This is a genomic window from Acrocarpospora pleiomorpha (assembly GCF_009687885.1).
GTDB lineage: Bacteria > Actinomycetota > Actinomycetes > Streptosporangiales > Streptosporangiaceae > Acrocarpospora > Acrocarpospora pleiomorpha.
The window spans coordinates 103,607-128,853 of the sequence record NZ_BLAF01000048.1 but is presented as its reverse complement, the minus strand read 5'-3'; the positions used below and the strand labels follow the sequence as shown (position 1 = coordinate 128,853).

27 protein-coding genes are annotated in these 25,247 nt (G+C 66.9%); 10 read left to right on the top strand and 17 right to left on the bottom strand.

The window, feature by feature from the left end; genetic code table 11:
* From Aple_RS35010 to Aple_RS34985, 6 genes are read right to left on the bottom strand one after another with little or no spacing between them, the layout of a single operon-like run.
* Positions 1 to 1,158 carry an FAS1-like dehydratase domain-containing protein gene (locus Aple_RS35010; RefSeq protein ID WP_155349030.1) on the bottom strand — a complete coding sequence of 386 codons (1,158 nt, stop codon included), beginning with the start codon at positions 1,156 to 1,158 and terminating at the stop codon, positions 1 to 3.
* Entirely contained in the window at positions 1,155 to 2,240 is a 1,086-nt protein-coding gene (locus Aple_RS35005; protein ID WP_155349029.1) for an ABC transporter ATP-binding protein, read from the bottom strand. Before Aple_RS35005 ends, Aple_RS35010 begins: the two co-directional genes overlap by 4 nt.
* A complete protein-coding gene (locus Aple_RS35000) occupies positions 2,237 to 3,238 on the bottom strand; it encodes an ABC transporter ATP-binding protein (protein WP_155349028.1) in 1,002 nt (333 codons plus the stop codon). The genes Aple_RS35005 and Aple_RS35000 overlap by 4 nt, the downstream gene beginning before the upstream one ends.
* Positions 3,239 to 3,264: 26 nt before the next feature.
* Positions 3,265 to 4,143, bottom strand: coding sequence for an ABC transporter permease (locus tag Aple_RS34995; protein WP_155349027.1), 879 nt, complete (start codon positions 4,141 to 4,143; stop codon positions 3,265 to 3,267).
* On the bottom strand, positions 4,143 to 5,090 hold the full coding sequence (locus Aple_RS34990; protein WP_155349026.1) for an ABC transporter permease: 948 nt from the start codon (positions 5,088 to 5,090) through the stop codon (positions 4,143 to 4,145). Before Aple_RS34990 ends, Aple_RS34995 begins: the two co-directional genes overlap by 1 nt.
* A gap of 11 nt (positions 5,091 to 5,101) precedes the next feature.
* Complete coding sequence (locus Aple_RS34985) at positions 5,102 to 6,703, bottom strand: ABC transporter substrate-binding protein (RefSeq protein WP_155349025.1); 1,602 nt, start codon at positions 6,701 to 6,703, stop codon at positions 5,102 to 5,104.
* A 363-nt stretch (positions 6,704 to 7,066) separates the two neighbouring features.
* Between Aple_RS34985 and ccrA the strand changes: the two genes are divergently transcribed.
* Positions 7,067 to 8,308 (top strand): crotonyl-CoA carboxylase/reductase, encoded by a 1,242-nt coding sequence (gene ccrA, locus Aple_RS34980; protein WP_155349024.1) that lies wholly within the window; start codon positions 7,067 to 7,069, stop codon positions 8,306 to 8,308.
* Between the two features lie 670 nt (positions 8,309 to 8,978).
* On the opposite strand, the gene Aple_RS34975 is transcribed toward ccrA, so the two are convergent.
* Entirely contained in the window at positions 8,979 to 9,335 is a 357-nt protein-coding gene (locus Aple_RS34975; protein ID WP_155349023.1) for an ArsR/SmtB family transcription factor, read from the bottom strand.
* A 403-nt stretch (positions 9,336 to 9,738) separates the two neighbouring features.
* Complete coding sequence (locus Aple_RS34970; protein ID WP_155349022.1) at positions 9,739 to 10,581, bottom strand: oxidoreductase; 843 nt, start codon at positions 10,579 to 10,581, stop codon at positions 9,739 to 9,741.
* 67 nt (positions 10,582 to 10,648) lie between these two features.
* Here Aple_RS34970 and Aple_RS34965 point away from each other — a divergent pair, with 67 nt between their 5' ends.
* Entirely contained in the window at positions 10,649 to 11,275 is a 627-nt protein-coding gene (locus tag Aple_RS34965; protein WP_218038654.1) for a helix-turn-helix transcriptional regulator, read from the top strand.
* Positions 11,276 to 11,383: 108 nt separating this feature from the next.
* Here Aple_RS34965 and Aple_RS34960 read toward each other — a convergent pair whose 3' ends face one another.
* Positions 11,384 to 11,824, bottom strand: coding sequence for a MarR family winged helix-turn-helix transcriptional regulator (locus Aple_RS34960; protein ID WP_155349020.1), 441 nt, complete (start codon positions 11,822 to 11,824; stop codon positions 11,384 to 11,386).
* 79 nt (positions 11,825 to 11,903) lie between these two features.
* On the opposite strand from Aple_RS34960, the gene Aple_RS34955 reads away from it, so the two are divergent.
* The gene (locus Aple_RS34955; protein ID WP_155349019.1) at positions 11,904 to 12,275 is read left to right on the top strand and encodes a VOC family protein; all 372 of its coding nucleotides are present in this window, start codon (positions 11,904 to 11,906) and stop codon (positions 12,273 to 12,275) included.
* A gap of 51 nt (positions 12,276 to 12,326) precedes the next feature.
* On the opposite strand, the gene Aple_RS34950 is transcribed toward Aple_RS34955, so the two are convergent.
* Positions 12,327 to 12,791 carry a lamin tail domain-containing protein gene (locus Aple_RS34950; RefSeq protein WP_246264984.1) on the bottom strand — a complete coding sequence of 155 codons (465 nt, stop codon included), beginning with the start codon at positions 12,789 to 12,791 and terminating at the stop codon, positions 12,327 to 12,329.
* A 54-nt stretch (positions 12,792 to 12,845) separates the two neighbouring features.
* Here Aple_RS34950 and Aple_RS34945 point away from each other — a divergent pair, with 54 nt between their 5' ends.
* The 6 genes from Aple_RS34945 to Aple_RS34920 all read left to right on the top strand — a co-directional run bounded on the left by Aple_RS34945 (position 12,846) and on the right by Aple_RS34920 (position 16,397).
* Positions 12,846 to 13,499 (top strand): PM0498 family protein, encoded by a 654-nt coding sequence (locus tag Aple_RS34945; RefSeq protein ID WP_155349017.1) that lies wholly within the window; start codon positions 12,846 to 12,848, stop codon positions 13,497 to 13,499.
* A 397-nt stretch (positions 13,500 to 13,896) separates the two neighbouring features.
* A complete protein-coding gene (locus Aple_RS34940; RefSeq protein ID WP_155349016.1) occupies positions 13,897 to 14,190 on the top strand; it encodes a hypothetical protein in 294 nt (97 codons plus the stop codon).
* Positions 14,187 to 14,621: a MerR family transcriptional regulator gene (locus tag Aple_RS34935; RefSeq protein ID WP_155349015.1), complete on the top strand. Its 435-nt coding sequence runs from the start codon at positions 14,187 to 14,189 to the stop codon at positions 14,619 to 14,621. The genes Aple_RS34940 and Aple_RS34935 overlap by 4 nt, the downstream gene beginning before the upstream one ends.
* A 44-nt stretch (positions 14,622 to 14,665) precedes the next feature.
* Complete coding sequence (gene merT / locus Aple_RS34930) at positions 14,666 to 14,905, top strand: mercuric ion transporter MerT (RefSeq protein ID WP_155349014.1); 240 nt, start codon at positions 14,666 to 14,668, stop codon at positions 14,903 to 14,905.
* A 23-nt stretch (positions 14,906 to 14,928) separates the two neighbouring features.
* Entirely contained in the window at positions 14,929 to 15,261 is a 333-nt protein-coding gene (locus Aple_RS34925) for a YnfA family protein (RefSeq protein WP_155349013.1), read from the top strand.
* An 86-nt stretch (positions 15,262 to 15,347) separates the two neighbouring features.
* Entirely contained in the window at positions 15,348 to 16,397 is a 1,050-nt protein-coding gene (locus Aple_RS34920; protein WP_155349012.1) for an acyltransferase family protein, read from the top strand.
* A gap of 4 nt (positions 16,398 to 16,401) precedes the next feature.
* Here the strand turns inward: Aple_RS34920 and Aple_RS34915 are convergent, their stop codons facing one another.
* The gene (locus Aple_RS34915) at positions 16,402 to 18,423 is read right to left on the bottom strand and encodes a CHAT domain-containing protein (RefSeq protein WP_170321804.1); all 2,022 of its coding nucleotides are present in this window, start codon (positions 18,421 to 18,423) and stop codon (positions 16,402 to 16,404) included.
* Between the two features lie 12 nt (positions 18,424 to 18,435).
* Here Aple_RS34915 and Aple_RS52380 point away from each other — a divergent pair, with 12 nt between their 5' ends.
* Positions 18,436 to 19,380, top strand: coding sequence for a hypothetical protein (locus Aple_RS52380; protein ID WP_170321803.1), 945 nt, complete (start codon positions 18,436 to 18,438; stop codon positions 19,378 to 19,380).
* A gap of 4 nt (positions 19,381 to 19,384) precedes the next feature.
* Here the strand turns inward: Aple_RS52380 and Aple_RS34910 are convergent, their stop codons facing one another.
* From Aple_RS34910 to Aple_RS34885, 6 genes are all read right to left on the bottom strand, one after another.
* Positions 19,385 to 20,377 (bottom strand): DUF418 domain-containing protein, encoded by a 993-nt coding sequence (locus Aple_RS34910; protein ID WP_155349010.1) that lies wholly within the window; start codon positions 20,375 to 20,377, stop codon positions 19,385 to 19,387.
* A gap of 279 nt (positions 20,378 to 20,656) precedes the next feature.
* Positions 20,657 to 21,073, bottom strand: a complete 417-nt coding sequence (gene trxA / locus Aple_RS34905) for a thioredoxin (protein ID WP_155349009.1) — start codon at positions 21,071 to 21,073, stop codon at positions 20,657 to 20,659.
* Positions 21,074 to 21,102: 29 nt separating this feature from the next.
* Positions 21,103 to 23,661 carry an ATP-dependent chaperone ClpB gene (clpB, locus tag Aple_RS34900; RefSeq protein WP_155349008.1) on the bottom strand — a complete coding sequence of 853 codons (2,559 nt, stop codon included), beginning with the start codon at positions 23,659 to 23,661 and terminating at the stop codon, positions 21,103 to 21,105.
* The gene (locus Aple_RS34895; protein WP_155349007.1) at positions 23,651 to 23,932 is read right to left on the bottom strand and encodes a chaperone modulator CbpM; all 282 of its coding nucleotides are present in this window, start codon (positions 23,930 to 23,932) and stop codon (positions 23,651 to 23,653) included. The genes clpB and Aple_RS34895 overlap by 11 nt, the downstream gene beginning before the upstream one ends.
* A complete protein-coding gene (locus tag Aple_RS34890; RefSeq protein ID WP_155349006.1) occupies positions 23,929 to 24,717 on the bottom strand; it encodes a DnaJ C-terminal domain-containing protein in 789 nt (262 codons plus the stop codon). The genes Aple_RS34895 and Aple_RS34890 overlap by 4 nt, the downstream gene beginning before the upstream one ends.
* Positions 24,717 to 25,145 carry a nucleotide exchange factor GrpE gene (locus tag Aple_RS34885; protein WP_218038653.1) on the bottom strand — a complete coding sequence of 143 codons (429 nt, stop codon included), beginning with the start codon at positions 25,143 to 25,145 and terminating at the stop codon, positions 24,717 to 24,719. The genes Aple_RS34890 and Aple_RS34885 overlap by 1 nt, the downstream gene beginning before the upstream one ends.
* Positions 25,146 to 25,247: the final 102 nt, after the last annotated feature.

The window sequence follows — 25,247 nt, the reverse complement described above, 5'->3', positions numbered from 1 at the left end:
CTAGTCCTGCGGCAACAGCACTTCTGCTGTCCCCTTCGACAGAACGTCGTCCTTCTGGTTCGTCATCACATACGCGATGTTCACCGCCCCCTGCCCCGCGACCATCGACGTTTCCTTCCCCGTGACCGTGCCACGCAGATACGTCACATCCCCGGTAAGCGCCGGACCCCGATACTGCGCCTTCGAATGGGCGACGAACCCCCACTCCCCCGCCCACGAGGAGAGATAGTCGAGAATCCAGGCCCCCATCGAAGCGCCATACCCATACGGCCGGGGCATTCCGATCCGCCGGGCATACCGCTCGAACAGGTGCCCGCGCGACGCCCCGTAATACGCCCCATCACCGAACTCAGGATCAAGGTCGACATCCCCGGTCACCGACATCTCCGCGGTGAACCCCCGATCCTCCGTAGGCACGTACTCCTCGCGGAACATCGTGTTCCAGGCGTTCATGGTGTAAGCCCGCCACTCCGTGGTGAACGACACGACACTGTGCGGACCGATCACCTTCGCCGGCAGCTCGTCTCCTTCGTTGACCTCGTCCCAGCTTCGCCGCCCATGACCGAGACCGCGGATCGTGGCGATGTAGGCCTCCTTCTCCTTGTTGAGACGAGCCAGATCCTCATCACTCCACTCCGTCTCCTCTTCGAGACCCGCGTAGGCGCCGGTGCCACGCGCCGCCGCCGGACGATAACGGATGGCGCTCGACCGCTGGAGCGCGATCTTCTCGCCGCGCTGGTTGGTGTAGTGGTTGTCCCCGCGCTGGATGATGGTCGGCCCGGCGAAGCGCGTCTCCGTCAGCCGGTAGTCGAAGGCCATCTGCTCCACGGTCACCATGTCCCCGGCAACGATCCGCGGCCCGAAGAACCACCATTCATCCCCGCCGAACAGCATGTGCGACTCCGGAATCTTGCCCTGCAGGGCAGGCCGGGCACCATGACCGGCGTCGCACACGACGGTGAACGACTGCGGGGCGACGATGCCGCCGAACCGGCTCTGGGCCGCGTATTCGGCGTCGTAGTAGAGCGGATTGGGGTGGCGCATCGCCTGCGCCCACCGCCGGATGTCGTTCACGTGGATCGGTTCGACGGCACCACTTCGACCGAGGGGCACCCCGATGTAGCGGTCGATGTCGGACGTATCAAGAGAGCTGGTCATTTCATGCCTCCTGAGCGTATTTCTGGAATCTTCAGGGCGTGCACGGGCTCAGCGGCACGGGACCGCGGCTCGATCTCCAGAACGGACCTGCCGTCCAGACGGGGGCCACGATCGTGCAGGTGGCAGGCCACCCCTCCCCCGGCCATCTGGGTCATGGGCGGATCCACCTCCCGGCAGACGTCCATCGCGTACGGGCAGCGCGTATGGAACCGGCAGCCCGGCGGCGGCGCGAGCGGACTGGGAATGTCACCGTCGAGGACGATCCGATCCCGCCGTCGCTGCACGACCGGATCGGGCACGGGGATGGCGGAAAGCAGCGCTTCTGTGTACGGATGCCGGGGTTGCGTGTAGACCTGCTCCGCCTCCCCGATCTCAACGATCCGGCCCAGATACATGACGGCGATGCGGTCGCTGATGTGCCGCACGACCGCGAGATCGTGAGAGATGAAGAGCAGCGCGATCCCGAACTCCTGCTGGATGTCCTCCAGCAGGTTGATCACCTGCGCCTGGATGGACACGTCGAGCGCGCTGACCGGCTCATCGCAGACGAGGAGGTCGGGACTGGGCGCGAGCGCCCGCGCGATGCAGATGCGCTGGCGCTGCCCACCGGAGAACTCGTAGGGGAAACGGCGCAGATGCCGGGCCTGCAGCCCGACCGTTTCGAGCAGCTCGACGACCGCGTCGTCCCGCGCCCGGCCTCGCAGTCCCCGATGCACGCGGAGCGGCTCACCAACGCTGTCGGCTACGGTGGCCTGCGGATCCAGCGACGAGTACGGGTCCTGAAAGATCATCTGCATGCGCGCACGGGTCCGGCGCAACGCCCCGCTGTCCAAGGAGAGGATGTCCACCCCATCGAAGTGCACGCTCCCCGCGCTGGGCTCGATCAACCGCAGCACGGCGCGCCCGGTCGTCGACTTCCCTGATCCGCTTTCACCGACCAGCCCGAGGGTCTCCCCCCGATGGATCTCGAAATCGACTCCGTCGACAGCTCTGACCTGCGCGGTGACCCGCCCGAACAGTCCGCTTCTGACAGGGAAGTGCTTCTGCAGGCCCTGGACCTTGACGAGCATGTCGTCACTCATGAGGTACCTCCCAAGACCAGGTCCTTCGCCCTGACACAGCGCGTCCCCCGCGGCCCGTACGACGTCAGCGGGACCGGGGCGGCGCGGCACTCGTCGGCCGCGTACCTGCAGCGGGTTTCGAACCTGCACCGATCGGCCACGCTCGCCGCCTCCGGCACCACGCCCGGGATGGGCACGAGCCGGTCGGTCGGCTTGCCGTGCTGGGGCATCGCGAGCAGCAGTCCCTCGGTGTACGGATGCAGCGGCCGTTCGAACAGCTCGTATACGGTGGCCGACTCCACGATCTGGCCCGCGTACATGACCGCGACCCGGTCGCAGATGTCGGCGACCACACCGAGGTCGTGGGAGATGAACAGCATCGCCATGTTGAACTCTTGTTGCAGCCCCCGCAGGAGGGTCAGGATCTGCGCCTGCACCGTGACGTCGAGGGCTGTCGTGGGTTCGTCCGCGATCAGCAGCTTCGGGCTGCACGCCAGCGCGCCGGCGATCATCGCCCGCTGCAGCATTCCGCCGGAGAAGCGGTGCGGGTAGTCCCTGAGGCGCTGCCGCGCCCCGGGGATCCCGACCAGGTCGAGGAGCTCGGCGGCCCGGTCAGCGGCCTGCTTCCGGGTCACCTTGCGGTGCGCGCGGATCGCCTCGACGAGCTGGTCGCCGATCGTGAAGGCCGGGTTCAGCGCGGTGAGCGGCTCCTGGAAGATCATCGCGATGTGGTTGCCGCGCACCTTGCGCATCTGCCGCTCGTCCAGCGCGAGCAGGTCCTGCCCCTCGAACAGGATCCGCCCCGCGGCGATCCGCCCGGGCGGCGAGGGGATGAGCCGCATGATCGACATCGCTGTGACGCTCTTGCCCGAGCCGCTCTCCCCCACCAGCCCCATCGTCTCCCCGGCCCGCACCGAGAAACTGACATCGTCCACCACGCGTGACCATCCATGCCCGGTGGCGAACTCCACGGCGAAATTCTCAACGGACAGGAGAGGATCGGCCCTGACTTCGTCCATTACTTCCTCATTCACGGTGAGCGTTGTCATGCTGTCCGAATCTCCCGACCCAACGAGTCCCTCAGTGCGTCAGCCAGAACGTTGAGCGCCAGGACGGTCAGCGCGATCGCGACACCGGGAATGAAGATCTGCCAACCGGCGGTGTAGACGTAGGTGTAGCTGCTGGCGAGCATCCGCCCCCAGCTGGGGCTCGGCGGCTGGACACCCAGGCCGAGGAACGACAGGGCCGCCTCCGCCAGCAGCGCGAATCCCATGGTGACCGCGGCCTGGACGATGAGCGGCGAGGCGATGTTGTGCAGCACCCGGCGGCGGATGATGTCGAAGGTAGGTGTGCCGATCGACCTCGATGCCTCTATATACGTCTCCTCCCGGACCGCCAGGACCTGCCCCCGGATGAGCCGGAGGAACGTGGGCAGGAAGACGACCGCGAGCGCGATGGTGGCGTTGCGCAGGCCCGGTCCCAGGACGGCGCTGATCGTCAGCGCCAGCACGAGGGCGGGCAGGGTCTGGACGGCGTCCGCGAAACGCATGATCACCGTGTCCAGCGGACCCTTGACGTACCCGCTCACCAGCCCCAGCGGCAGGGCGATCAGCAGCGACAGGCCGACCGAGGCGACACCGGCGATGAGGGACACCCGCGCTCCGTACATCATCCGGCTGAGGATGTCGCGCCCGATGTCGTCGGTGCCGAGCCAGTGCGCGGCCGACGGCTGCTGGTTGATCGCCGCGAGCGTCTGCTCCAGCGGATCGTACGGGGCGATCAGCGGAGCGCCGAAGGCGACCGCCGTGAGCAGCACCAGATACGCCGCCGCGATCACGCCGCTCCGATTACGCGAGAACCGGCGCCAGAACGTCGAGCGTCTCTCCTGGGTTTTTTCGGGGGCGAAGGCGGTGGCTGTGGTCATCACTCTTGCCTCAACTTCGGGTTCACGAATCCGTAGGAGATGTCGACGAGGAAATTGATCAACACCACCAGGAGGGCGATGACGAGCACCGCGCCCTGCACCACAGGCAGGTCCAGCGTGAAGACCGAGTCGTAGATGTACTTTCCGACGCCCGGGATACCGAAGATCTGCTCGACGATGACCGTGCCGCCCAGCAGGTAGGCGACCTGCACGCCGAGCAGCGTCAGGATCGGCATGACCGCGTTCTTCAGCGCGTGCTTGGCCACGATCCGGCGCGGTGACAGGCCCCGGGCCTTGGCTGTACGGACATAGTCCATGTTCATGGCGTCGATGAGCGAGCCGCGGAGCTGTCGGGCGACGACGGCCGCGCCAGCCGCACCGAGTGCGATGGAGGGCATCGTGATGCTCTGCAGCCAGCCGGTCGGCGATTCCGCGATGGAGGTGTAGCCGATCGCCGGGAACCACCCGAGGTTGACGGCGAACACCACGATGAGAATGAGGGCGATCCAGAAGCTCGGCATGGCGATCCCGACGCTCGCCCCGCCCTGCACCAGCCGGTCGACCCAGGTGCCCCGGCGCAGCGCGGCCGCGATCCCGCCCGCCAAGCCGCCGACGATCGTGACGACCAGCGCGCCGATCGCCAGGCTGATGGTCACCGGGAAGCGCCGCAGCAGTTCGGTCGTCACCGGCACGTGCATGTACAGCGAGGTGCCGAGGTCTCCGTGCAGCACGCCCGACAACCAGGTCCAGTACTGGACCAGCGGGGCTTCGTTCAGCCCGAGCTCGGTGCGGATCGCCTCGATGCGCTCGGGCGACGCCGAGTCGCCGGCGAGCGTGACGGCGGCGTCGCCCGGGATCAGGTAGGTCAGCCCGAAGATCCCGATCGAGACGATGAACAGTACCGGGAGGAGGCTGATCAGGCGTTTCACGATGTATTGGATCGGCACGGGCCAACCTCCTACGTCTTCTTGATGAAGATCGACGAGAAGTCGGCGCCGGTGCAGGAGTTGCCGTAGTCCCGCAGGGCGCCGTCCTTGAAGCCCACCCGAGCGGAGTAGCCCCACGTCGAGGGGGTGTACGCGACGCCGATCTCGCGCGCTTCCTCGACGATGATCTTCGATGCCTGCTGGAGGCCGGTGTTGATCTCGGCTTGATCGGTTGAACCCTGGACGCCGTACACGACGTCGTTCAGGGCGGGGTTGCTGTATTTGCTGGTGTTGAGTACGCCTACCGGGCCGTACAGGCTGAGGAAGGTCAGGGTCGGGTCGGTGCGCGGGATCCACCAGTTCTGGCCGGCGTTCGTTTTCTTGTCGATGTGGTAGTCCTGGGTCATGTTCGGCCCGGGCACGATCGTGAGATTGACGCCGATGTCCGCGAGATTTGATTTCAGCACTTCAGCCGAGCGTGCGGAGGGCCCGGCCGGGAATGCCTGCATCGTCATGGCGAAGCCGTTGGGATATCCGGCTTCGGCCAGCAGTTGCTTGGCTTTGGCGGGGTCGAACGTGTAGTAGTTCTCCAGGGCCGGGTCATGGCCCGGGAAACCCTTCGGGAAGATCTGCCATTTCGGCTCCGCGGTCGGGCCGAAGATTGTCTTGGCCACCTCAGCTCGGTTGAACGCGTAGTTCAGGGCCTGGCGCACCTTCAGGTTGTCCAGGGGCGGGTCATGCAGGCTGGTGTTGAGGTTCACGTAGTACGCGGAGTCCGAGGTGTTGACCTGTGCTCCGGTTCTCGGGTTCGCCTTGAGCGCGTCTATTCCCTCCAGGTCGACGAATCCCAGATCGAGGTTGTCGGCGAGCAGGGCGTTTCGGACCGCGGCCACGTCGGTGAGGTGGACGAAGTCGATTCCGGCGTAGGGGAACTGGTCCGGGTCGAAATAGGCGTCGTGCCTTCTGAGTTTCATCGACTCGCCCGGGCGCCATTCGGCCACCTTGAACGGTCCGGCGCCGATCGGCGTGGTGCCGAGCGTGCCGTCGGCGATGGAGGCGGGGGCGGGGATCATGCCTTCACGGCCGGCGAACGTCGCCAGAAGTCCACCGGCGGCGGGCCGCGACGTGCGGATTCGCACGGTTTTGTCGTCCACGGCTTCGGTGTCCACGATCGCCTCGAGTGATCCGGCGTAGGCGGAATCCTTGGCGCGGTTGCGGTCGATTCCGGCTTTCACGGCCTTGGCGTCGAACACCTCGCCGTTGTGGAACTTCATGTTCGCGCGGATGTGCAGATCGAGAGTTTTCTCATCGACGACGTCCCAGCTCTCGACCAGGCCCGGCTTGATGGTGCGGTCCGGAGCGAGGGCGATGAGCGTGCCGAAGATGAGGCGGCCGAGCAGGATGTCGCACCCCGAGATGGACTTGACCGGGTCGAAACTGCCGCTCAGCGAGGGTGTGGTGAGCCCCGTGGACGCCCGCAGGATCCCCTCGCGGTCGGCACTCGCGAGCCCGGTGCTCCCGCTTGGACTGGAGGCCTGCGTCTGCGCGTTCGAACACGCGGCGAGCGGGATCGTTAACGTGAGGAGCACCCCGACCGTGCCCTGCCCCACCTTTGTGCTGAATATTCGAGTCATGCTGTGTAGCTCCTCCGCCACCTGGCTCTGAGTCACCGCTAGCTGTGTCGGGCGGTAGGTGCGTCGAACTGACCTCCGCGATCGAATCGAACGTCGACGTTTCTATGCTTCTCGAATCGTCATCAGGTTCGTTCCACCATGGTGATAGTCGCCACAGCGGACGTCAAGTACTTTCGACGCGGATGTTTCGACGACGTTTCAACGGCTTACAGGACGTGGTCGGCCTCCCGTGGTATACGCGCCATTAGTGCTCTGACGTCGTACGCGATCGCCGCGCCGCGCTGAGGTCGGACTTGACAGCGCTGGTCGGCGCACTGTTCGATGGTTCTCGAATGATCGTATAGAGGGAGGATCCAGGAAATCATGACGAGCGCTTTTCCGATCGGCAGCATCCCGCCTCTGGGTGAGGTGCCGCGGAGGATGCTCGCGCAGGTGGTCCGGCAGGACCGCATGGGCGAGCCGATTGACGCGTTCCAGATCGAGGAGATCGACACGCCTTCGCTCAAGGCGGACGAGGTGCTCGTCGCAGTCATGGCCGCGGGTATCAACTACAACAACGTCTGGGCCGCGCGCGGCATCCCGATCGACATCGTCGCGGCCCGTCAGAAGACCGGCGCCACCGAGGAGTTCCACGTGGGCGGCAGCGACGCCGCCGGAATCGTCTACGCCGTCGGCGCGGAGGTCTCCAACGTCCAGATCGGCGACGAGGTCGTGATCCACCACGGCTGGTGGGACCGCGACGACCCCTGGGTCAAAGCCGGAAAAGACCCGATGACCGCCCCCAGCGCGAAGGTATGGGGATACGACGGCCCCAACTACGGCGCCTTCGGCCAGTTCACCGTCGCGCAGGCGCACCAGCTCATGCCCAAAGCCGACCATCTGACCTGGGAGGAGGCCGCCGCTCCATCCCTCGTCGGCACCACCGCCTACCGGATGCTCTTCGGCTGGGAGGGCAACACCGTCCAGGCGGGCGACGTCGTCCTCATCTGGGGCGGCTCCGGCGGTTTGGGCACGCAGGCGATCCAGCTCGCCAAGCTCGCGGGCGCGATCCCCGTCGCCGTCGTCTCCAACGCCGAAAAGGGCAAATACTGCGTATCACTCGGGGCCGCCGGCTACATCGACCGCACCGAATTCGACCACTGGGGCGTGCCCCCGCACTGGACCGACGGACCAGGCCAGAAGACCTGGATGGCAGGCGCACGAGCCTTCGGCAACAAAATCTGGGAAATCGTCGGCGAACGCAAAAGCCCCGCGATCGTCTTCGAACATCCCGGCGAGGACACGATCCCCACCTCAATCTTCGTCTGCGACGGCGGCGGAATGGTCGTCGTCTGCGCAGGCACAACCGGCTACAGCGCCGTGGTCGACCTCCGCTATCACTGGGTACGGCAGAAGCGACTCCAGGGCTCCCACGGCACCAACGACGCACAGGCCAACGCCTACAACGACCTCGTCCGCGCGGGCAAGATCGACCCCTGCATGACCCGCGTCCTGCCCTTCGAAGAGATCGGCCGCGCCCACCAGGAAATGGACGCCGGCCAACTCGGCCTCGGCAACACCTCAATCCTCATCGGCGCCTCCACGCCAGGATTGGGCCGGAAATGAGCACGTCCATGGCGTTACGCACATGCCGTAGGAATCACCGGCCATGAAAACCCTCGTCGCCATGGATCTCGGCGGACGCGCGCCCCAGGAGCACAAGGTCTTGGGCGGGATCCGCGTGCAAAGACGCCCATCGCCAGGGGTCCCGGCGAACATACGCTCCAGGAGCGCGCTGGTGGCGGGCTTCGTCAAGGTCTTGGGCGGGATCCGCGTGCGATGAGCGATCGAGCGGCAGCGTCAAGAACGGGATGAACGCCCGGGAACGGTCATCGGCGGCAATGCCGCCGGGGACCTTCCCACCGCAGAGCGGATGGTTGTTGGTGGCGCTGTCCCCGGGGACCTTTCCAGCGCAGCGCATCCCTTCGCGGGCCACCCCGTCTTCGACCTACACGCGGGCGGGAAGATGGAGATCGTCTCCAGGGTCACGCTGACCGGGAAGGCCGGGGTTTCGCTCGCGTACACGCAAGCGTGGCCCGGGTCTGCGAGGCGATCGCCGCGGATCCGGCGACGAGCCGACATAACACCTGGGTGCCCAACACCGTCGCCATCATCCATTCGACCCCCGAATCGGGGCAACGATCTCCGCGGCAGTAGCCAAGGCCGCTCGCCACGACGGCATCGCCACTGGCCTATTCGCAGCTCTCCGCAACGGCGTCACGCGCCGCGGGGGCGGTCAACGAGTTGATGCTGTTTGTTCCCCGCGCAGGCGTTCGAGGCGCAGTCGCTCAAGAAGGCCGGGGACGAAATAGTCGAAGACTTCGCGGCGAAGGTCGTAGTGGTAGAAGCGGCCTTCCTTGCGGACGTCGATGAGGCCGGCCTCGTAGAGGATCTTCACGTGATAGGAGATCGTCGACTTGGAGATCGGGAGGCGCTCGTCGAGGAGCGTGCACGCGCACGTGTCATCGTCGCCGAACATCGAGATGACGTCGAGGCGGAGTGGTTCGGAGAGCGCCCGGAACACGCTGATGTACTGATCAACCTGCGATCTCTCCAGGGGGGACGCGCCGAGCACGGCCTGTCCTCGTTTCACCGATGATTCCCCGTCATCTCGATTAAGTTACTCGTCGGTAAGGCATTACGACACAGCTTATTTGCTCAATGGTACGCCGCGCACCGAGGCTGTCAAGTTTCTGCTTTCGTCGAAATCTCGACAAGGCGGCCCGTCAGGGGCCACCAGACCGAAGATCAGCGGTCGCCCCCCCCCCCGGGCATCGGAGATGCGTACCGCCGTCCCGCACCCAGGCCCAGGAACATGCCGGCGAAGGCGAGCCCAACGGTGGCCTGGAGACCGTTACGCAACCGGCGGCGCCGGAGGGTACAGGTCCACGGCGAGCAGCCCCGGCGCGATCAGGGCCCCCAGAAACACCACAAAGCGCACGTACTTGCCGCCCGAGGCCACCACAGCCTCAACTATTCGATGAATTGCGAATCATCTAAACGAGGTCGGCGAAATCGTCCGGTGTGAGGCTGATGCGGTCGGCGCGCATGTTCTCCTCCAGGTGGGCGAGGGAGCCGGTGCCCGCGATGGCCAGCGTCACCGGTGAGGTGGCCAGGAGCCAGGCGAGCGCGATCTGCGCGGAGGTAGCGCCGTGGCGAGCCGCGACCTTCTCCAGCCTGGCGGCGTCGATCGGGCGATGGCCGCCGCCCAACGGGAAGAAGGGCGCGAAAGCGATCCCCGCCTCCGCACAGGCGGCCAGCAACGCGGCGTCGCCACGATCATGCACGTGGAAGGCATTCTGGACAGCGGCCACCGGGGCGATCGCGCGGGCCTCGGCGAGCTGGGCGGCGTCCACATTGCTCACCCCGAGATGCCGGATCAGCCCCTCCTCCCGGAGCTCCGCCAGCACCGCGAACCGCTCGGCGATCGAGACGCCACGGGGCACGGACATTCCGCCGACGCGCAGGTAGACCAGGTCGAGCCGGTCCACACCAAGATCGCGCAGGTTCCCCTCCACCAGCCCGCGAAGCTGATCCGGAGCCGCCTCCTCGCTCGGCACGCCGCCGGGACCGAGCAGCGGCCCCACCTTGGTCGCGATCACCAGCTCATCCGGGTACGGCGCGAGCGCCCGGCGGATCAGATCGTTGGCCCGCACCTCGCCCCGCACGTAGAAGCCGGCCGTGTCGATATGGTTCACGCCCAGTTCCACCGCACGGCGAAGGACGGCGATGCCGGTCGCGGGATCGCGCACCGGCCCCTGGAAAGTGCCCGTGGGAAGACGCATCGCGCCGAAGCCCAGCCTGTGGATCGTCAGGTCGCCACCGAGAAGGAATGTCATGGCCGCAGCCTGCCGACCAGCCAGGACGAAAGCGACATCGTGGCAGCTTGCTGCCAGACTTAACGGCATGGAGGTCATTACGGTTCACGGTGACCAGGAGCTGATACTTCGGGCGGGCCATCTGTTCGAGGGTGCGCGTGACGAGTTCGTCTGCGCGGCCAGGGACCTGGACACCTGGTCACGGCGACCGGCACGGAATCGTACGCCCACCAGCCTCGCCGTCCAAAAGCTGTTCAGTCCGGTGGCACTGATCGGCGAGCCGGCCCGCCTGCATTTGCGCCAGATCGCGAGTAAGGGCGCGCGGGTGCGCATCAGCTCCAGCCCGTTGCCGTACGAGACGATCATCATTGACCGGCGGGTGATGATTCTGGCCGGCGAAGCCACGCCGACCGGCAGGCAGTACACCGTGACCACGGCGCCCACCCTGGTCGGCGGCGTGCACGCGCTGTTCGCGGCCGCCTGGGACGCGGCCACCGACCTGGACGCCTACCTCCGCGGCGAGCTCCCGCACCTCGACCCCGCCGACCGCCCGGTCCTGCGCGCCCTCGCCGACGGCCTCACCGACGAAACCGCCGCCCGGCGACTGGACATGTCACTCCGCACCTACCGCCGACGCGTCGCCGACCTGATGACCAAACTGGACGCCGACTCTCGCTTCCAGGCCGGACACCGCGCGGGATCCCTGGGCCTATGAGACCGCTGGCCAGCGTCGTGAAATGTAACCAGGTCGTGGTTACATTTGCCCAGGATCTGGTTGCATTTATCTGAGGCTGAGTCACCCACAACGAGACGACCCTGCTCATCACTGTGAGTCGTCGTTCCCGGCGACGAGGGATCGCAGGAGGCGCACTGCCTGCTCCAACGTTCGCCGGTCGTCATTGGGAAGCCGTTCGAGCCGTGCGGCCAGGACGCCGACCCGCCGTACCCGGCCGCGTTCCATCACCAACCGGCCTTTCTCGGTCGCGTGCACGACCATGGCGCGCCCGTCCTGCGGATGCTCTCGCCGTACAACCAGACCGGCTGCTTCCAGAGCCGCCACAATGCGGCTCATCGTCGGGCCCGCGACCTGCTCGGCCTTGGCCAGTTCCGAGACCGTACGCGGACCCCCCATCGCCACGACCGACAGTGCCGACAGCCTGGCGGGGGTGATGCCGAGTTCGGAGTCGACCTCCCGCACCTTGCGCAGCAGGTGTATCGCGGCCGAGTGCAGGTCGGTTGCGAGCCGTTCCACGTCGTGGTCCATGACCGCAATTTACATAGCCTTGCTACGTGTCTAATATCCATAGCATTGCTACGCAGTTTGGCCGGCGAAGAGAGGCGTGATGAACGGGCAGCCATCCACCCTCGGGCAGGTCGCGCAACGCGCCCACGATCTCGACCGGGCGACAACCTTCTACCGAGATATCCTCGGCCTGCGCCACATCGCCACCTACGACCCTCCAGGCTTGGTCTTCTTCGACCTGGGCAACACCCGCCTGCTGATCGAGAAGGCCGCCCCCTCCGCACGCCTCTACCTACGCGTGACCGACATCCACGCCGCCATCGCCCACCTCAAGAGCCTGAACGTGGAAATCGTGGAAGAGCCCCAGCTGACCTTCACCGACGGCGAGGGCACCTTCGGACCACCAGGCGCCGAGGTCTGGATCGCCGCTTTCACCGACTCCGAGGGCAACGTCCTCTGCCTCATCACCTGACTGCCATTGGCTCGCCGAACAACACCTCACCAGGAACGGAGGATGTCATCGTCAGCTGCAGTTGGTGTAGCCGGGCTTGAGTTTGGTCCACCCGCAGGTGTCAATCTTCTTTCCGGTGGCGTTGCGGAGGGTCGCCGTGTCGCCATCGTTGTTCCAGACATACTGCTTGCGATTCCAGTACACGGTAGTGGCCGTGTCCTCCCCCTGGCCGGTACGGACTACCAGCCGTTTCCCGGCTCTCAGCGTGACCGGGCCAAAGATGTATTTGTAGCCGGTCTCATCGCGGAGAACCCAGTTCTCAAGGTCGATCACCTTGCGCGTGGTGTTCTTGATAATCACGTACTCGGCGTTGAGGCTGCTGTTGCCGCGGTAGTCCTTGCCCGGGCTGTCGTACCAGACCCGAATGAACTGGACGACCGGCGTAGCCGCATGGGCTGGCCGCGCGGCGATGAGCGCGGACGCTACGAGAGAAACCGCAAGCGAGGCGTAGGAGAGACGCAACGTGCTTCCCTTCAAGGGCAATATGGGCGCTACTCAAGACGCCCTTCACCTCGCGAAGGTTGACATGAATTGTCCGCATCACAATTAGTCAATACCGGCGTGAGCCCGCAACCGGACGAGCAGATGCTTGCTCAAGGCAGCCGATCGAGGGTACGCATCGTGCGCCGCCACTCAACTGGAATCATGGGCTGCGTGTTGTCCCTGAGAATGAACGATGCCGCGGTGGCGACGCTCGGGGTGTTGAGTGGCCTGGTGGGCGTCGTACCGCCTGGGGGGCTCGCGGCGGGGCTTCGGGAGATTGCGGCAGGTGGCATAGTCCGGCGTGGGGAAGTTCTGACCTGGGCAGGCTCGACAGGAGATGCTGCGGGTGCGCCATCGTTCTTTGGGGATCTCACGGCCTGGGAGTGTTCCGATAGTTCCTTTCACCTGGAGGACTTGGTTCCGGTTGATGTTGTCATTGTTGATGATGCGCCGGTGATCAGTGGAGAGGGTCAGCGGATCCTGCTTCTGCATGGTGTCGCGTTCGCTTTGGAGTTCAGCCAGCGGGTTTACGGGCTCAACCCGCCCAGTTCGGTGCGTTGCATCCTGGGTGTGAACGAAACCAATGCGACCTTCAGGTTCCACCAGATCAGGCCAGGTGAGTCCTGGAATGTGCCTGACCTTGACAATTATCGGCTCGAGATGTTGGTCGTGATCGACATCGAGCCTGCCAACGGCCGATAAATCGGGAAATGCCGACACCGGTGGTGCGGAGAAGTTTGATAGCGGCAAGATCCAGGCGGGGCAGAGCGGAGTTGGCGTGCTTGTCCGGATCGACGTGCGGGCATGGGCGGTGGGCGCATCGGGTGTGATGCAGGTCACATTGGTTGGGCTTGAATTCGGTACCTAGGTACAGGCTTACGGTCGAAGTACGACGGACCACGAAGACTGGAGCCAACGGATGGCGAATCTGATGCAGGACGGCGGTTGCGCCTGCTGCTCACCGGTAGAGCCGCTGTCGATTAGTGACCGGTTTGCCGCTGCGGCGCGACAGCTTGGTCTCGGTGCCGAGTTGGTCGGCGGTGGGGATCCTACGTCGACGAAAGCGCCGGCTCCCGCTTTGGAAGGTGAGCCGGCCATCGTGTGCACCCTGGGAGGCGGTGCCGAGGCCATGCGGGAGCGGCTCAGTGAATGGCAGCAGGTGATCGCTGGGGCCACCGGGCGGGAAGCCGCTGACGGCGGGGTCACCTTGACCTTCGTGCGGGACGGGCGGACGGTGGTGGAGTTGGCGCGGCTGGCCGTGGTCGAGTTCGAATGCTGCTCGTTCTTCACCTTCACCCTGAGTGTCGGCCCGGCCGGGGTGCGTTTCACGGTGACCGCCCCGGATGAGGCGCGCGACGTGGTCACCGCCTTGTTCGGCACAGCGACCTCATGACGTACGAGATCGAACGGCGGCTGCGCACCGGGCAGGTCGCTGAGCGGGCCGGAGTCAATGTCCAGACCCTGCGCTACTACGAGCGCCGCGGGCTGATCGCGAAACCGCAGCGCAGCCCGGGCGGGCACCGGACCTATCCGCCCGACACGGTCACGCTGCTCGTGGTGATCAAAGCCGCGCAGCGGCTCGGGTTCACGCTCGATGAGGTGGCCGAGCTGCTGGAGGCCGGCCGCCGCGGGCATCCCAGCGCCGACCTGCGCGAGCGCGCCAAAGCCAAGCTGGCCGAGATCGAACGCAGGATCGCCGACCTGGCGACCATTCGCGACACGCTCAACCAGGTGGTGGCCGCCCGCTGCGACAGCCTCATCCACTGCACGTGCGCCGACTGCCCCTTGCCGTACGCCGAACTCGCCGAGGAACAGACCCGATGACGCCACATCATGATCGATCAGCCAAACCGGCGTGCCATGGGCGGGTGCCTGATGCTCCCCCGAGAAGCAGCAAGATCACCGCCAGTTTGGCCGCGCTGGCCTGCGCGGCGTGCTGCGCGCTTCCCATCCTGATCGCCGCCGGGGTTCTCACCGGCGCGGGCGCGGCGATCGCGGAACAAGGGCTGCTGGCAGCCGCCGCTCTCCTGCTGACCACCGCTGGCGCGCTGTGGTGGTTGCGACGCCGCCGGGCAGCCCAGGCGAGCGGGTGCGGCTGCGGCTGCTGACCCCGCGCCGGGAACATAGCCCCATGACGATTATTCGCTCGCTGGTCCTGTTCGCCCTCGCCGCGGTGTTTGAGATCGGTGGTGCCTGGCTGGTGTGGCAGGGCTGGCGCGAGAACCGCGGCCTGGCCTGGATCGTGGCCGGAATCCTGGCGCTGGGCGCGTACGGATTTGTGGCCACATTTCAGCCCGACGCCCACTTCGGACGCATTCTGGCCGCCTACGGCGGGGTCTTCGTGGCGGGTTCGCTGGTGTGGGGCATCGTGATGGACGGCTTCCGCCCCGACCGCTGGGACATGATCGGCGCGGCGATCTGCCTGGTCGGCGTGGCCGTCATCATGTACGCCCCACGCGGCTAAATGCGTACTTATCCACACTGAGGATTCCGCCATCCTCATTGTCTCCGTACCAGCACAAAGTTGCCCTACTCACCGAGAAGGGCGTGATGGAGATGGAGAACCCCCGGGCGGTATGGGCGGATGTCGCGAAGGGCGTCTGCATCCTGTTGGTCGTGCTCTGGCACACGGTCAACAAGCACTACCTGCGGGTGGACTGGCAGGCCGGCGGGGCGATCCCGGCCATGTGGGGATTCTTCGGCGACCAGCTGATGACCCTGCGGATGCCGCTGTTCTTCACCATCTCCGGCATGTTCGCCGTCAGCGCCTACCACCGCCCCTGGCGGGTGGTCGTACGCTCCCGCGTCGCCAAGTTCTTCTACCTCTACCTGATCTGGATGCTCATCCACACCGCGATCCTGTGGTTCGCCCCCAGCTTCGACACCCTCAGCGCCCGCAGCCTCGGCCAGTTCGTCGAACAGCTCACGATCACCCCGCCCAACCTGTGGTACCTCTACGCACTCGCGCTCTACTTCGTCGCCGCCAAGGCCCTCCACCGGGTACCGGTGCCGATCCTGCTCGGCGCCGCCGCCCTGCTGGCGGTCGTGGCCGCCGCCGACCTGATCGCCACCCCCGGCAACCGCGGCTCACTCCTCCAGAACTTCGTGTTCTTCCTACTCGGCCTGCACCTGCGCCCGCACATCGAACGCCTGACCCAGACCACCACCTGGCGCCGAGCCGGCGTGACAGGCGCGGTGTACGCGATCGCACTGCTGGCGATGGCCGCCACCGCCACCCAGCAAACCCCCACAATCTGGACCGCAGTCTCCCTGATCGCAACCGTCTTCGGCCTCAGCGCCGCCCCCCTGGTAGCCCGCTGGACCCACATCGGCGCCGCACTGTCCTGGCTCGGCCGCCGCACACTCCCGATCTACGTCATCCACATGCCGATCCTGGCCCTGCTGCACATGGCCGTGGCCGCCCCGCTCTCCCACGCGAGCCCAGCCGCCCAGACCGTACTCGCCGCCACATACCCGCTCATCGTGACAGCACTGCTCGTGGCGACCTGCCTGCTCATCGAGTACGGCCTGAAGGCCGCCCGGGCAACGTGGCTGTTCGACCTGCCCGCCCGCCGCGTCCCCGTCGACTCCCGCAGGTAACCGGTCACGCGCCGGAGTACACGTGGGCGGCCCATTGGGAAGGGTCGTCAGGGGCGTACTCCCGGGCGGCGCGGACAGCGTGGTGGAGAGCGTGCGAAGGTGCGCCTCCCTCGGTCAGGGTGGCATAGAACATATCGGCGATGTCGAATGCGGCCCGGTCGTTGACTTTCCACAGGGTGCCGACCACATGGGGATATCCGGCGAGCTGGAAGGCGGAGGCCAGATGGATGGCTTCGTCGACGAGTTCGGTGTTGCTGGTCAGGGCGGTCTCGCAAGCCGACAGGTACGCCAGCCGCGGCGACCGCAGCCGCACCGGCCCGAGCGAGGCGACGGTGAAGGGATCGCTCGCGTGATCGTGCAGGAGCAGCTTGCTCCGGGAGGGATTCGTGGCATCGCTGGTGCCATGGCAGGCGAAGTGCGCGATCGAGCAGGTCGGCAGCTCATCGAGGACGTTGGCCTTGGTCGGCAGCTTGTCCGACTCGTTCTTCCGCCAGGGGCGGGCCGGCTGAGGTTCGCTGAGCACCACCGCGCCCGGGAGGCGCCTGCGGAGCATCTCGCGTTCCGCGGGCACCTGCCACAATCGTCCGGGCTTGCCCGGAGTGGTGGGCATCGCGACGACCAGCGCCCGCGTCCCCGCGGATCGTCGCGCCTGCTCGCGGGCATAGCGCAGGCCTCGTACGGTCGGCGTGTACGACGAAACGACCCGATCCAGAACGGAGTCGCCCTGGCGGCCCGCGGCATGTAACGGCAGCAGGCCGAGCAGCCCACCCGGCGCCCACCACAGCCGAGGCCAGGCACCGGAATCCCGACGCAGTCCGAGCACGGACAGGACAGGCCCGGCCACCACCTCCCAAAGCCACGCCAGCACCTGAAGCTGCCGTTCCTGGTTGCCGCGCAGGGCACCGTGAAAGTCGTTGATCTGGCGGACCAGGATCTCGGGCGTGAGACCGGGAAGTTCCCGCGCCACGACACCGCCGGTGGTGACGATCAAGGCGTCACTGCGATATGTGCTGACATTCACCACCACCACCGGCCCGTACGCGGCCTCGGCGAGGATCTCATCCGTGGACGGCGGGCTCATGAAACCCGCGAATCCGTCCAGCCGCCGGATCCTGGCGATGAGCGCGCTGAATTCCGCGGCCAGAGCGTGGCGGTCCCGCGTCGTGGAGCCGGGTGGCACGCTGGACGAGATGGTGATGGCGGTCGCGGGCGTCCGGTCCAGCAGGTCACGGAGTTCGGCGAACCGGGTGGCCAGGTCAGGGTGGCTGTCCCGGAGATCGCTGAGGTCGCTGCGGGTGTCCATCGCCTGGCTCAGCAGGATCGTCCGGCCCTGTTCCAGAAGGTGCAGGGCACGGCTCGCGCGTTCGGAGTTCCCGGTGTCAGCCAGGGTGAGCGCGGCGGCGTCGGCGGCCAGTCCGGCGAAGCCGCCGAGCGCGTACTGCTGATCTTCTCGATCGAGTTGGCGTGGCGCCACCTCGGGAAGCAGGTGGACGGCGGTCTCCATGAGCTCCGCCGCCCGTGGTCCGATCCTGGCCGCGGATCGGGCCGCCTCGATCCGTACCGACGGGGCGGCGGAGGCGGTGCGCACGGCCTCCGCGTAGACGGAGAACACCGCGTCGCGGGGGTGTTCTGGCTGGCTCTGCAAGGCCCGGCCCAGGTTGATGAGCCGGGCCGCGCGTTCGGGATGGTCGGCGGGTGTGGCGTCGACCGCCTGGCTGAGCATGTCGACAGCGGCGGCCAGGTCGGACCGGATGAGCAGGGCGTTTCCCAGACCGGCGAGAATGGCCGCGCGATCCTCGTGGTCAGCGGGGCAGGCCTGGACGGCCTCGGCGAACCGGTCGATCGCGGTGTCGAGGTCCGCCTCCGCGCCGGGACGGCTGGAGCGGGCGAGCAACACGTTCCCCAGGTTGAACAACATCGCCGCGCGCAGATCTGGTTCGTTTCTGGCCGTGGATTCCAGCAGCGCGCGCATGATGTCGTTCAGATCCGCCGGCAGGTCCGGCGGCGCAGCCTGATCGAGGGCCAACGCCCGATCGAGATGACGGACCGCCTCGTCGAGATCACCTCCGGAACGGCCGAATCGGGCCAGAAGCGCATTCCCCAGGTTATTGAGATATATCGGCAATTCGATGTCGTCAGGGATGTTCGTGGCTTCCGTGAGCAGCTGGATCGCACTGTTGAGATCCGCGATTTCACCAATGCGTTCGAAACGGCTCTGAAACGCATTGGCGAGATCATTGAGATACTCGCCCCTGTCCTCGGCCAGGCTGGCGTGCAATGCTTCCCGTCCAGCCTCGATCGCGGCATTCAGATCCCCGAGTACGCCGGTGCGCTGAAACCGCGTCCGCAACGCCACCCCGAGTTCGGACAACCACATCGCCCGCCATGCAAGGTCATCCGGCGTGACACGCAGAATACGCTGATAAAGCCGGATGCTATGGGAGATGTCACGCCCAGGATCGTCAAGCGCCTGAGCGCGCCAGTTCATGGCAGTGAGATAGGCCCGCTCGGCCACATCGGGCAGCAGGGGCGTAGGCAACGTCTCGTCACCAGCGACAAAACAGCGAATCAGCATCTCAACCGCCGCGTAACGATCCCGCTCATCGCCGCCCACCTGATAGCGGTACCAATGCAGCCAGCCAAGCAGCCGCCGCGCCTCCAGATTGCCTTCATCCTCGCGCGCCAAATCGCCGAGCCGCACAGCCAGCTCCTCCAGCGACAGATCCCCCGCGGACTCCCCCACCAGCGCCGCAACCGCAGCAAACCATTCCGGATCCACGATTCCTATCATCGGCCGACATGTCTCTGCTGGGACAAGAATCCCGGTCAACCTGGGGTCGGACTTCACCGGTCCAGAGATGGCCCGCTCGTTCCTCGTCCACGAACCAGCGATCATCGCGGCCGCCCTTACGTGATGGCCGTCCACCTCGTCCAGAAATTGAGGCGGATCCCGCTCAGTTACCCGTCAGACATTCGAATCTGACAGTTCAGGGCGCATGACGCAGCGGTTGGCGGTGGGCCCAGGTGGCCCAGCGCCAGAGCCATTCGATCGGGCCCTGGCGGTATCGGCGTAGCCAGAGGGTGGACCATAGCCACTGGATGGTGAGGATGGCACCGGCGATGAGGACGATCGTCGTTGAAGGCCAGGTGTTGGGCAGGCCGCCGATGATGGGGCTGATCGCTAGAACGAGGATTGTGGCGGTTAGGTAGTTGGTCAGGGCCATTTTTCCCAGTGGTGCGAAAATCGCCTGGAGTAGCGATCGGAGCGGGGTTCTGAGCAGGACTAGCAGTCCGCATATGTACGTCCCTGCGAGCAGCAATCCGGCCGCGGGCAAGATGAACCTGAAGGACGGGTCGTCGAACGATAACCCGGACTGCACCCACACGAGAGGCACTGCCGCCGCCGCGAGAAGCAGGCCCAGCATGGCCGGGATCCGGGTTGAGTTCTCCATCCGGCCGATCACCCCGTACCGGGTGAGTGCCGAACCCAGCAGGAACAGCCCGACCACCAGGAGGGGGCCGCCTCCCATGATCAATGACGTCGCGATGAGCACAGCGGCGAGTGCGGCCACGGTCCACCGGGGCAGCCAGGTCGAGGGCAGCAGCACCAGCAGTCCGATGATGGCGTAGGCGGTCAGAATCTCGCCTTGCCACAGCAGGAACAGGTGCGCCAGTCCGATCACGAGCAGTGCCAGCAGCCGGCGCAACAGAATCAGCCGCGGGCTGGTGACGCGTTCCGCCGCGGATTCCAGCAGCAGCGAGAACCCGACACCGAACAGCAGCGAGAAGATCGGCACGAAACGCTGCGCGACGAACAGCCCCAGCCACGAGCCATCGGAACCGCCCATCGAAGGCGCTACGACGAGGTCGCCGGCGTTGGCTATCGGCTGGACATTGGCCAGCAGGATCCCGCACAGCGCGAACCCCCGCACCACATCAAGCGCGGCGATACGCGGCCGCCCGGGAGAGGCCACTGTCATTTCGGCACGAGCGGCCGGGTGCCCGGGAGAGGTCATCCCCCAACCTCCCCAGCGGTCATTTCGGCACGAAAAGCTGGGCATCCGGGAAAGGTCATCGCCGAACCTCTCCGGCAGTTGGCGGCTAGGCGGCCGGTGTCGATTCGGGGGGCTACGGGGAGATCATCAGATGGCATGGGCCCAATTTTGTGGACCCTGATCTGGTGCCCGTATCAGCCCAAAGGAGGGTTCGCGCCGCTGGCGACGTACTTTCGGCCGGTGCCGTACGAGATGGAGGCGCCCCTACACCAGGGCATCATCGATCCAGCCGGCCAGGACGTAGGCGGGGGAGGCTCCGGTCTGTTCCGCGATTATTTTGCCGTCTCGCATCACCATCAGCATGGGGATGCTCTCGACCGCGAATCGTTCGGCTGTTTTGACCGCCTCGTCCACGTTGACCTTGACCAGTTTGAGCTTCCCGGCCCGTTCCTGCGCCAACTGTTCCAGCGCAGGGCCGACCGTGCGGCAGGGGCCGCACCAGGGTGCCCAGAAGTCGACCACGACGGGGATCTGCGCGTCCTCCACGACCTCGGCGAAGGTGTCGTCGCCGGCCTCGGCAAGCCAGGGCAACGGCTGGTGACATACGCCGCAATGGGGTGTGCCGTCCGCGACGGCGGGCACCCGGTTCTTCTTCCCGCACTGGGCACATTGCACGACCATGTCAACCTCCGATCGTCAACCTCCGATCGTCAACCTCCGAACTCGATGACGAGCTCGCCCTCGCTCGCGTCCACGCGGATGATCGTCCCGGGTGGCACGTCCCCGGCGAGGAGCGCTCTGCCGATCCTGGTCTCCACCTCGCGGGCGATGAACCGGCGCAGCGGCCGCGCTCCGTACACAGGATCGAACCCCTGGCGGGCGATGTCGCGGCGGGCCGCTTCGGTGACCTCCAGGGTCAGGTCGCGATCGGCGAGGCGTACCCGGACGTCGTCGAACATCAGGTCCACGATCTGCTCGATCTCGGGTTCCGTCAGCGGCTTGAACAGCACGATGTCGTCGACCCGGTTGAGGAACTCCGGCCGGAAGTGGGAGCGCAGTTCGGCCAGCACCCGGTCGCGCCCTTCCGGCTTGAGCTCGCCGCCGGGCGTGACCCCGTCCAGCAGGTACTGCGACCCGATGTTGGACGTCATGATGATCACCGTGTTGCGGAAGTCGACCGTGCGCCCCTGCGCGTCGGTCAGCCGCCCGTCGTCCAGGACCTGCAGGAGCGTGTTGAACACATCCGCGTGCGCCTTCTCGACTTCGTCGAAAAGCACCACACTGTACGGCTTGCGCCGCACCGCCTCGGTGAGCTGACCCCCCTCCTCGTACCCGATATATCCAGGCGGCGCCCCCACCAGCCGGCTGACCGTGTGCCGCTCCTGATATTCGCTCATATCGATCCTGACCATGTTCTCCTCGGTGTCGAAGAGCGCCGCGGCCAGCGCCTTGGCCAGCTCGGTCTTGCCCACCCCGGTCGGCCCGAGGAAGATGAACGACCCGATCGGCCGGCGCGGATCCTTGATTCCGGATCTGGCTCGGATCACCGCGTCGGCGACCAGCCGTACCGCCTCGTCCTGGCCGATCACCCGCTCGTGCAGGATCTCGTCCAGCCGCAGCAGCTTCTCCCGCTCGCCCTCCCGCAACCGGCTCACCGGGATTCCGGTCCACCGGGACACGATCGCCGAGATCTCGTCCTCGGTCACCACCTCGCGCAGCAGGCGATGTCCGGCCTGCTTGGCGGCCAGCCGCTCCTCCTCCGCCGCCAGCCGCCGCTGGAGCTCCGGCAGCCTGCCGTGGCGGAGTTCGGCCGCGCCGGTGAGGTCGTAGTCGCGCTCGGCCTGCTCGGCCTGGCGGCGTACGTTCTCCATCTCCTGCCGCAGTTCCTGCACCTTGCGCAGCGTCTGCCGCTCGGCCTCCCACTGGGCGCGCATGGCGTCGGCCGCGGTCTTCAGATCGGCCAGCTCCCGGCGCAGCTCGGCCAGCGAGGCGTCATCCTTCTCCTTGGCCAGCGCCGCCTCCTCGATCTCCAACCGCATCACCCGGCGGGTGAGCTGGTCCAGCTCGGCGGGCATGGAGTCGATCTCCGTACGGATCATCGCGCACGCCTCGTCGACCAGGTCGATGGCCTTGTCCGGCAGGAACCGGTCGGAGATGTAGCGGTGGCTGAGCACCACGGCCGACACCAGCGCGCTGTCCTGGATCTTGACGCCGTGGAAGACCTCCAGTCGCTCGCGCAGGCCGCGCAGGATCGACACGGCGTCCTCGACCGACGGCTCGTCCACCATGACGGGCTGGAAGCGGCGTTCCAGCGCGGCGTCCTTCTCCACGTGCTTGCGGTATTCCACGATCGTGGTGGCGCCGATCATGTGCAGTTCGCCCCTGGCCAGCATCGGCTTGAGCATGTTGCCCGCGTCCATGGACCCTTCGGCCGCGCCCGCGCCGACCACCGTGTGCATCTCGTCGACGAACAGCAGGATCCGCCCCTCGGCCGCCTTGACCTCGTTGAGCACGGCCTTCAGGCGTTCCTCGAACTCGCCGCGATACTTGGCGCCCGCGACCAGGGAACCCATGTCGAGGTTGAAGACGGTCTTGTCGCGGAGGCTCTCCGGCACGTCGCCGCGGTGGATGCGCTGGGCCAGGCCCTCCACGATGGCGGTCTTGCCGGCCCCGGGGTCGCCGATCAGGACGGGGTTGTTCTTGGTCTTGCGGGACAGGATCTGGATGACGCGCCGGATCTCGGCGTCCCGGCCGATGACGGGGTCGAGGCGGCCCGCGGCGGCGTCGGCGACCAGGTCGCGGCCGTACTTCTCGAGGGCTTCGTAGGCCACTTCCGGCATCGCCGAGGTGACGCGCTGGTTGCCTCGGATCGAGGTGAGCGCTTTGAGGAAGTCGTCCCGGGTTAGCCCCACCTCGTCCAGCAGGGCGATCAGCAGGTGCTCCACCGAGACGTACTCGTCCTTGAGCCGCTTGGCCTCCTGTTCGGCGGTGTCGAACAGGCGGGACAGGCGCTGGGAGACGAACACCTGGCCGGGCGCGGCGCCTGGTCCGCTGACCCGGGGTCGCCGGGCCAGTTTGGCCTCCAGATCGGTCCGCAGGCGAGGCACGTCCGCGCCCGCCTGGGTGAGCAGCCGCTCCCCCAGTTCCTGGTCAAGCAGGGCCAGCAGCAGATGCTCGGCGTCGACCTCCGTATGCCCGAAGCGCAGGGCTTTGGTCTGAGCGTCGTGCAGGGCCTCCTGGGATTTCTGGGTGAGCCGGTCAGCGTCCACGAGTAGCCTCCTCCAGTTCGGCGATCCGATCGAGCAGGTCCATGACCAGGGCGACGCCCGCGTAGTTGAGGGCGAAGCCCGCGCGCAGCCGCTGGATGCGGCCCACCCTGGCGACCTGGTCGGCGGGCAGCCAGACGGTGCCGGTCACGTCGATCCAGGCGTCCAGCAGGTCCAGGGCGACCAGCCGCCGTACGACATCCGGATGCAGGCACACCACGCGGGCGAACGTGTCGAGGTCCAGCCGCCGGGGCCGGGCCAGAGCCAGCGTCATCGTCGCCTCCTGGGGTCGAAGTCGGAGGTGGCCGCGAGGCGTTCGAACAGCCGGCGCTCCTCGCCGGACAGGGTGGGCGGGACCATGATCCGGGCCTCGGCGTACAGGTCGCCGCCGGACAGGCCGCGGCCGCGCAGGCGCAGCTTCCGGCCGGACGACGTGCCCGGGGGCACCTGGACCTTCGCCTCGCCGCCGGGGGTGTCGAGGGCCACGCTCGCGCCGAGCGCCGCTTCCCAGGGCGTGAGCGGGAGCCGTACGTACAGGTCGCGGCCCTTCACCTGGTAGCGCGGATGCGGGACGATCCGAACCACCAGGAACAGATCGCCGGGCTTCGCGCCGCCGCCGGCCCGGCCGCCCTGACCGGCCAGCCTGATCCGCCGGCCGTCGGCCACGCCCGGCGGGATGGTCACCTCCACCGACCTCCCGTCGATCTTCAAGGGACGGCGGCCGCCGCGATACGCCTCCTCAACCGTGAGCGGAAGCTCGACCTCCTGGTCGGCGCCCGGCATCGGGCCCCAGCGGCGGCCGAAGACGCCGCCGAACAGGTCGTCGAGATCGACGTCCGACGCCCATTCGGGTTGCCGGGCCGCCGGGGTGTCGTACTCGCGGCGCCGCTCGGGATCCGACAGCACCTGGTAGGCCTCGGAGATCTGCTTGAACCGATCCTCGGCCACGGGATCCTTGTTGATGTCCGGGTGGTAGGTGCGGGCCAGCTTGCGGTAGGCGCGCTGGATCTCCTCCGGGGACGCGTCCCTGGACACCCCCAGAATCTCGTAGAAATCCATCACTCGCCCTTCGTGGCCACCACCACCGAGGCAGGCCTGAGCCGTCGGTCGCGCTCGCCGTAACCAGGCCTGACGACCTCGGCGACTGTGCCCGGCCTGGTCGTGGTGGCGGGCACGGTCCCGACCGCGTCGTGGCGCTCCGGGTCGAAGGGCGCGCCCTCGTCGTCCTGGCGCGGGTAGCCGAGGCGGTTCATCACCGCGAGAGCCTGCTCGTGTACGGCCCGGAGCCCGTCAAGCACAGCCTCCGGATCGGCTTTGGCGTGTTTCAGGGCGAGTTCCAGGTTGTCGAGCACGGGCAGCCATTCGGCGGTGGCCCTGGCGCGCTCCCGCTCGACCTCCTTGGCCATACGTTTGCGCAGGTTGTCCATATCGGCCGCCGCCCGAAGCAGCCGATCCTCCAGTTCGGCGACCTTCGGGTCAGGCTCCATCTCGGCCCCCGAGGCACCCCCAGTGCCGGTCCCTGTGTCGGCCCCTTTATTGGCCTTTGCGCTAGCCCCTGAGTCGACCTTCCTGTCGGCCCCCGTGTCGGC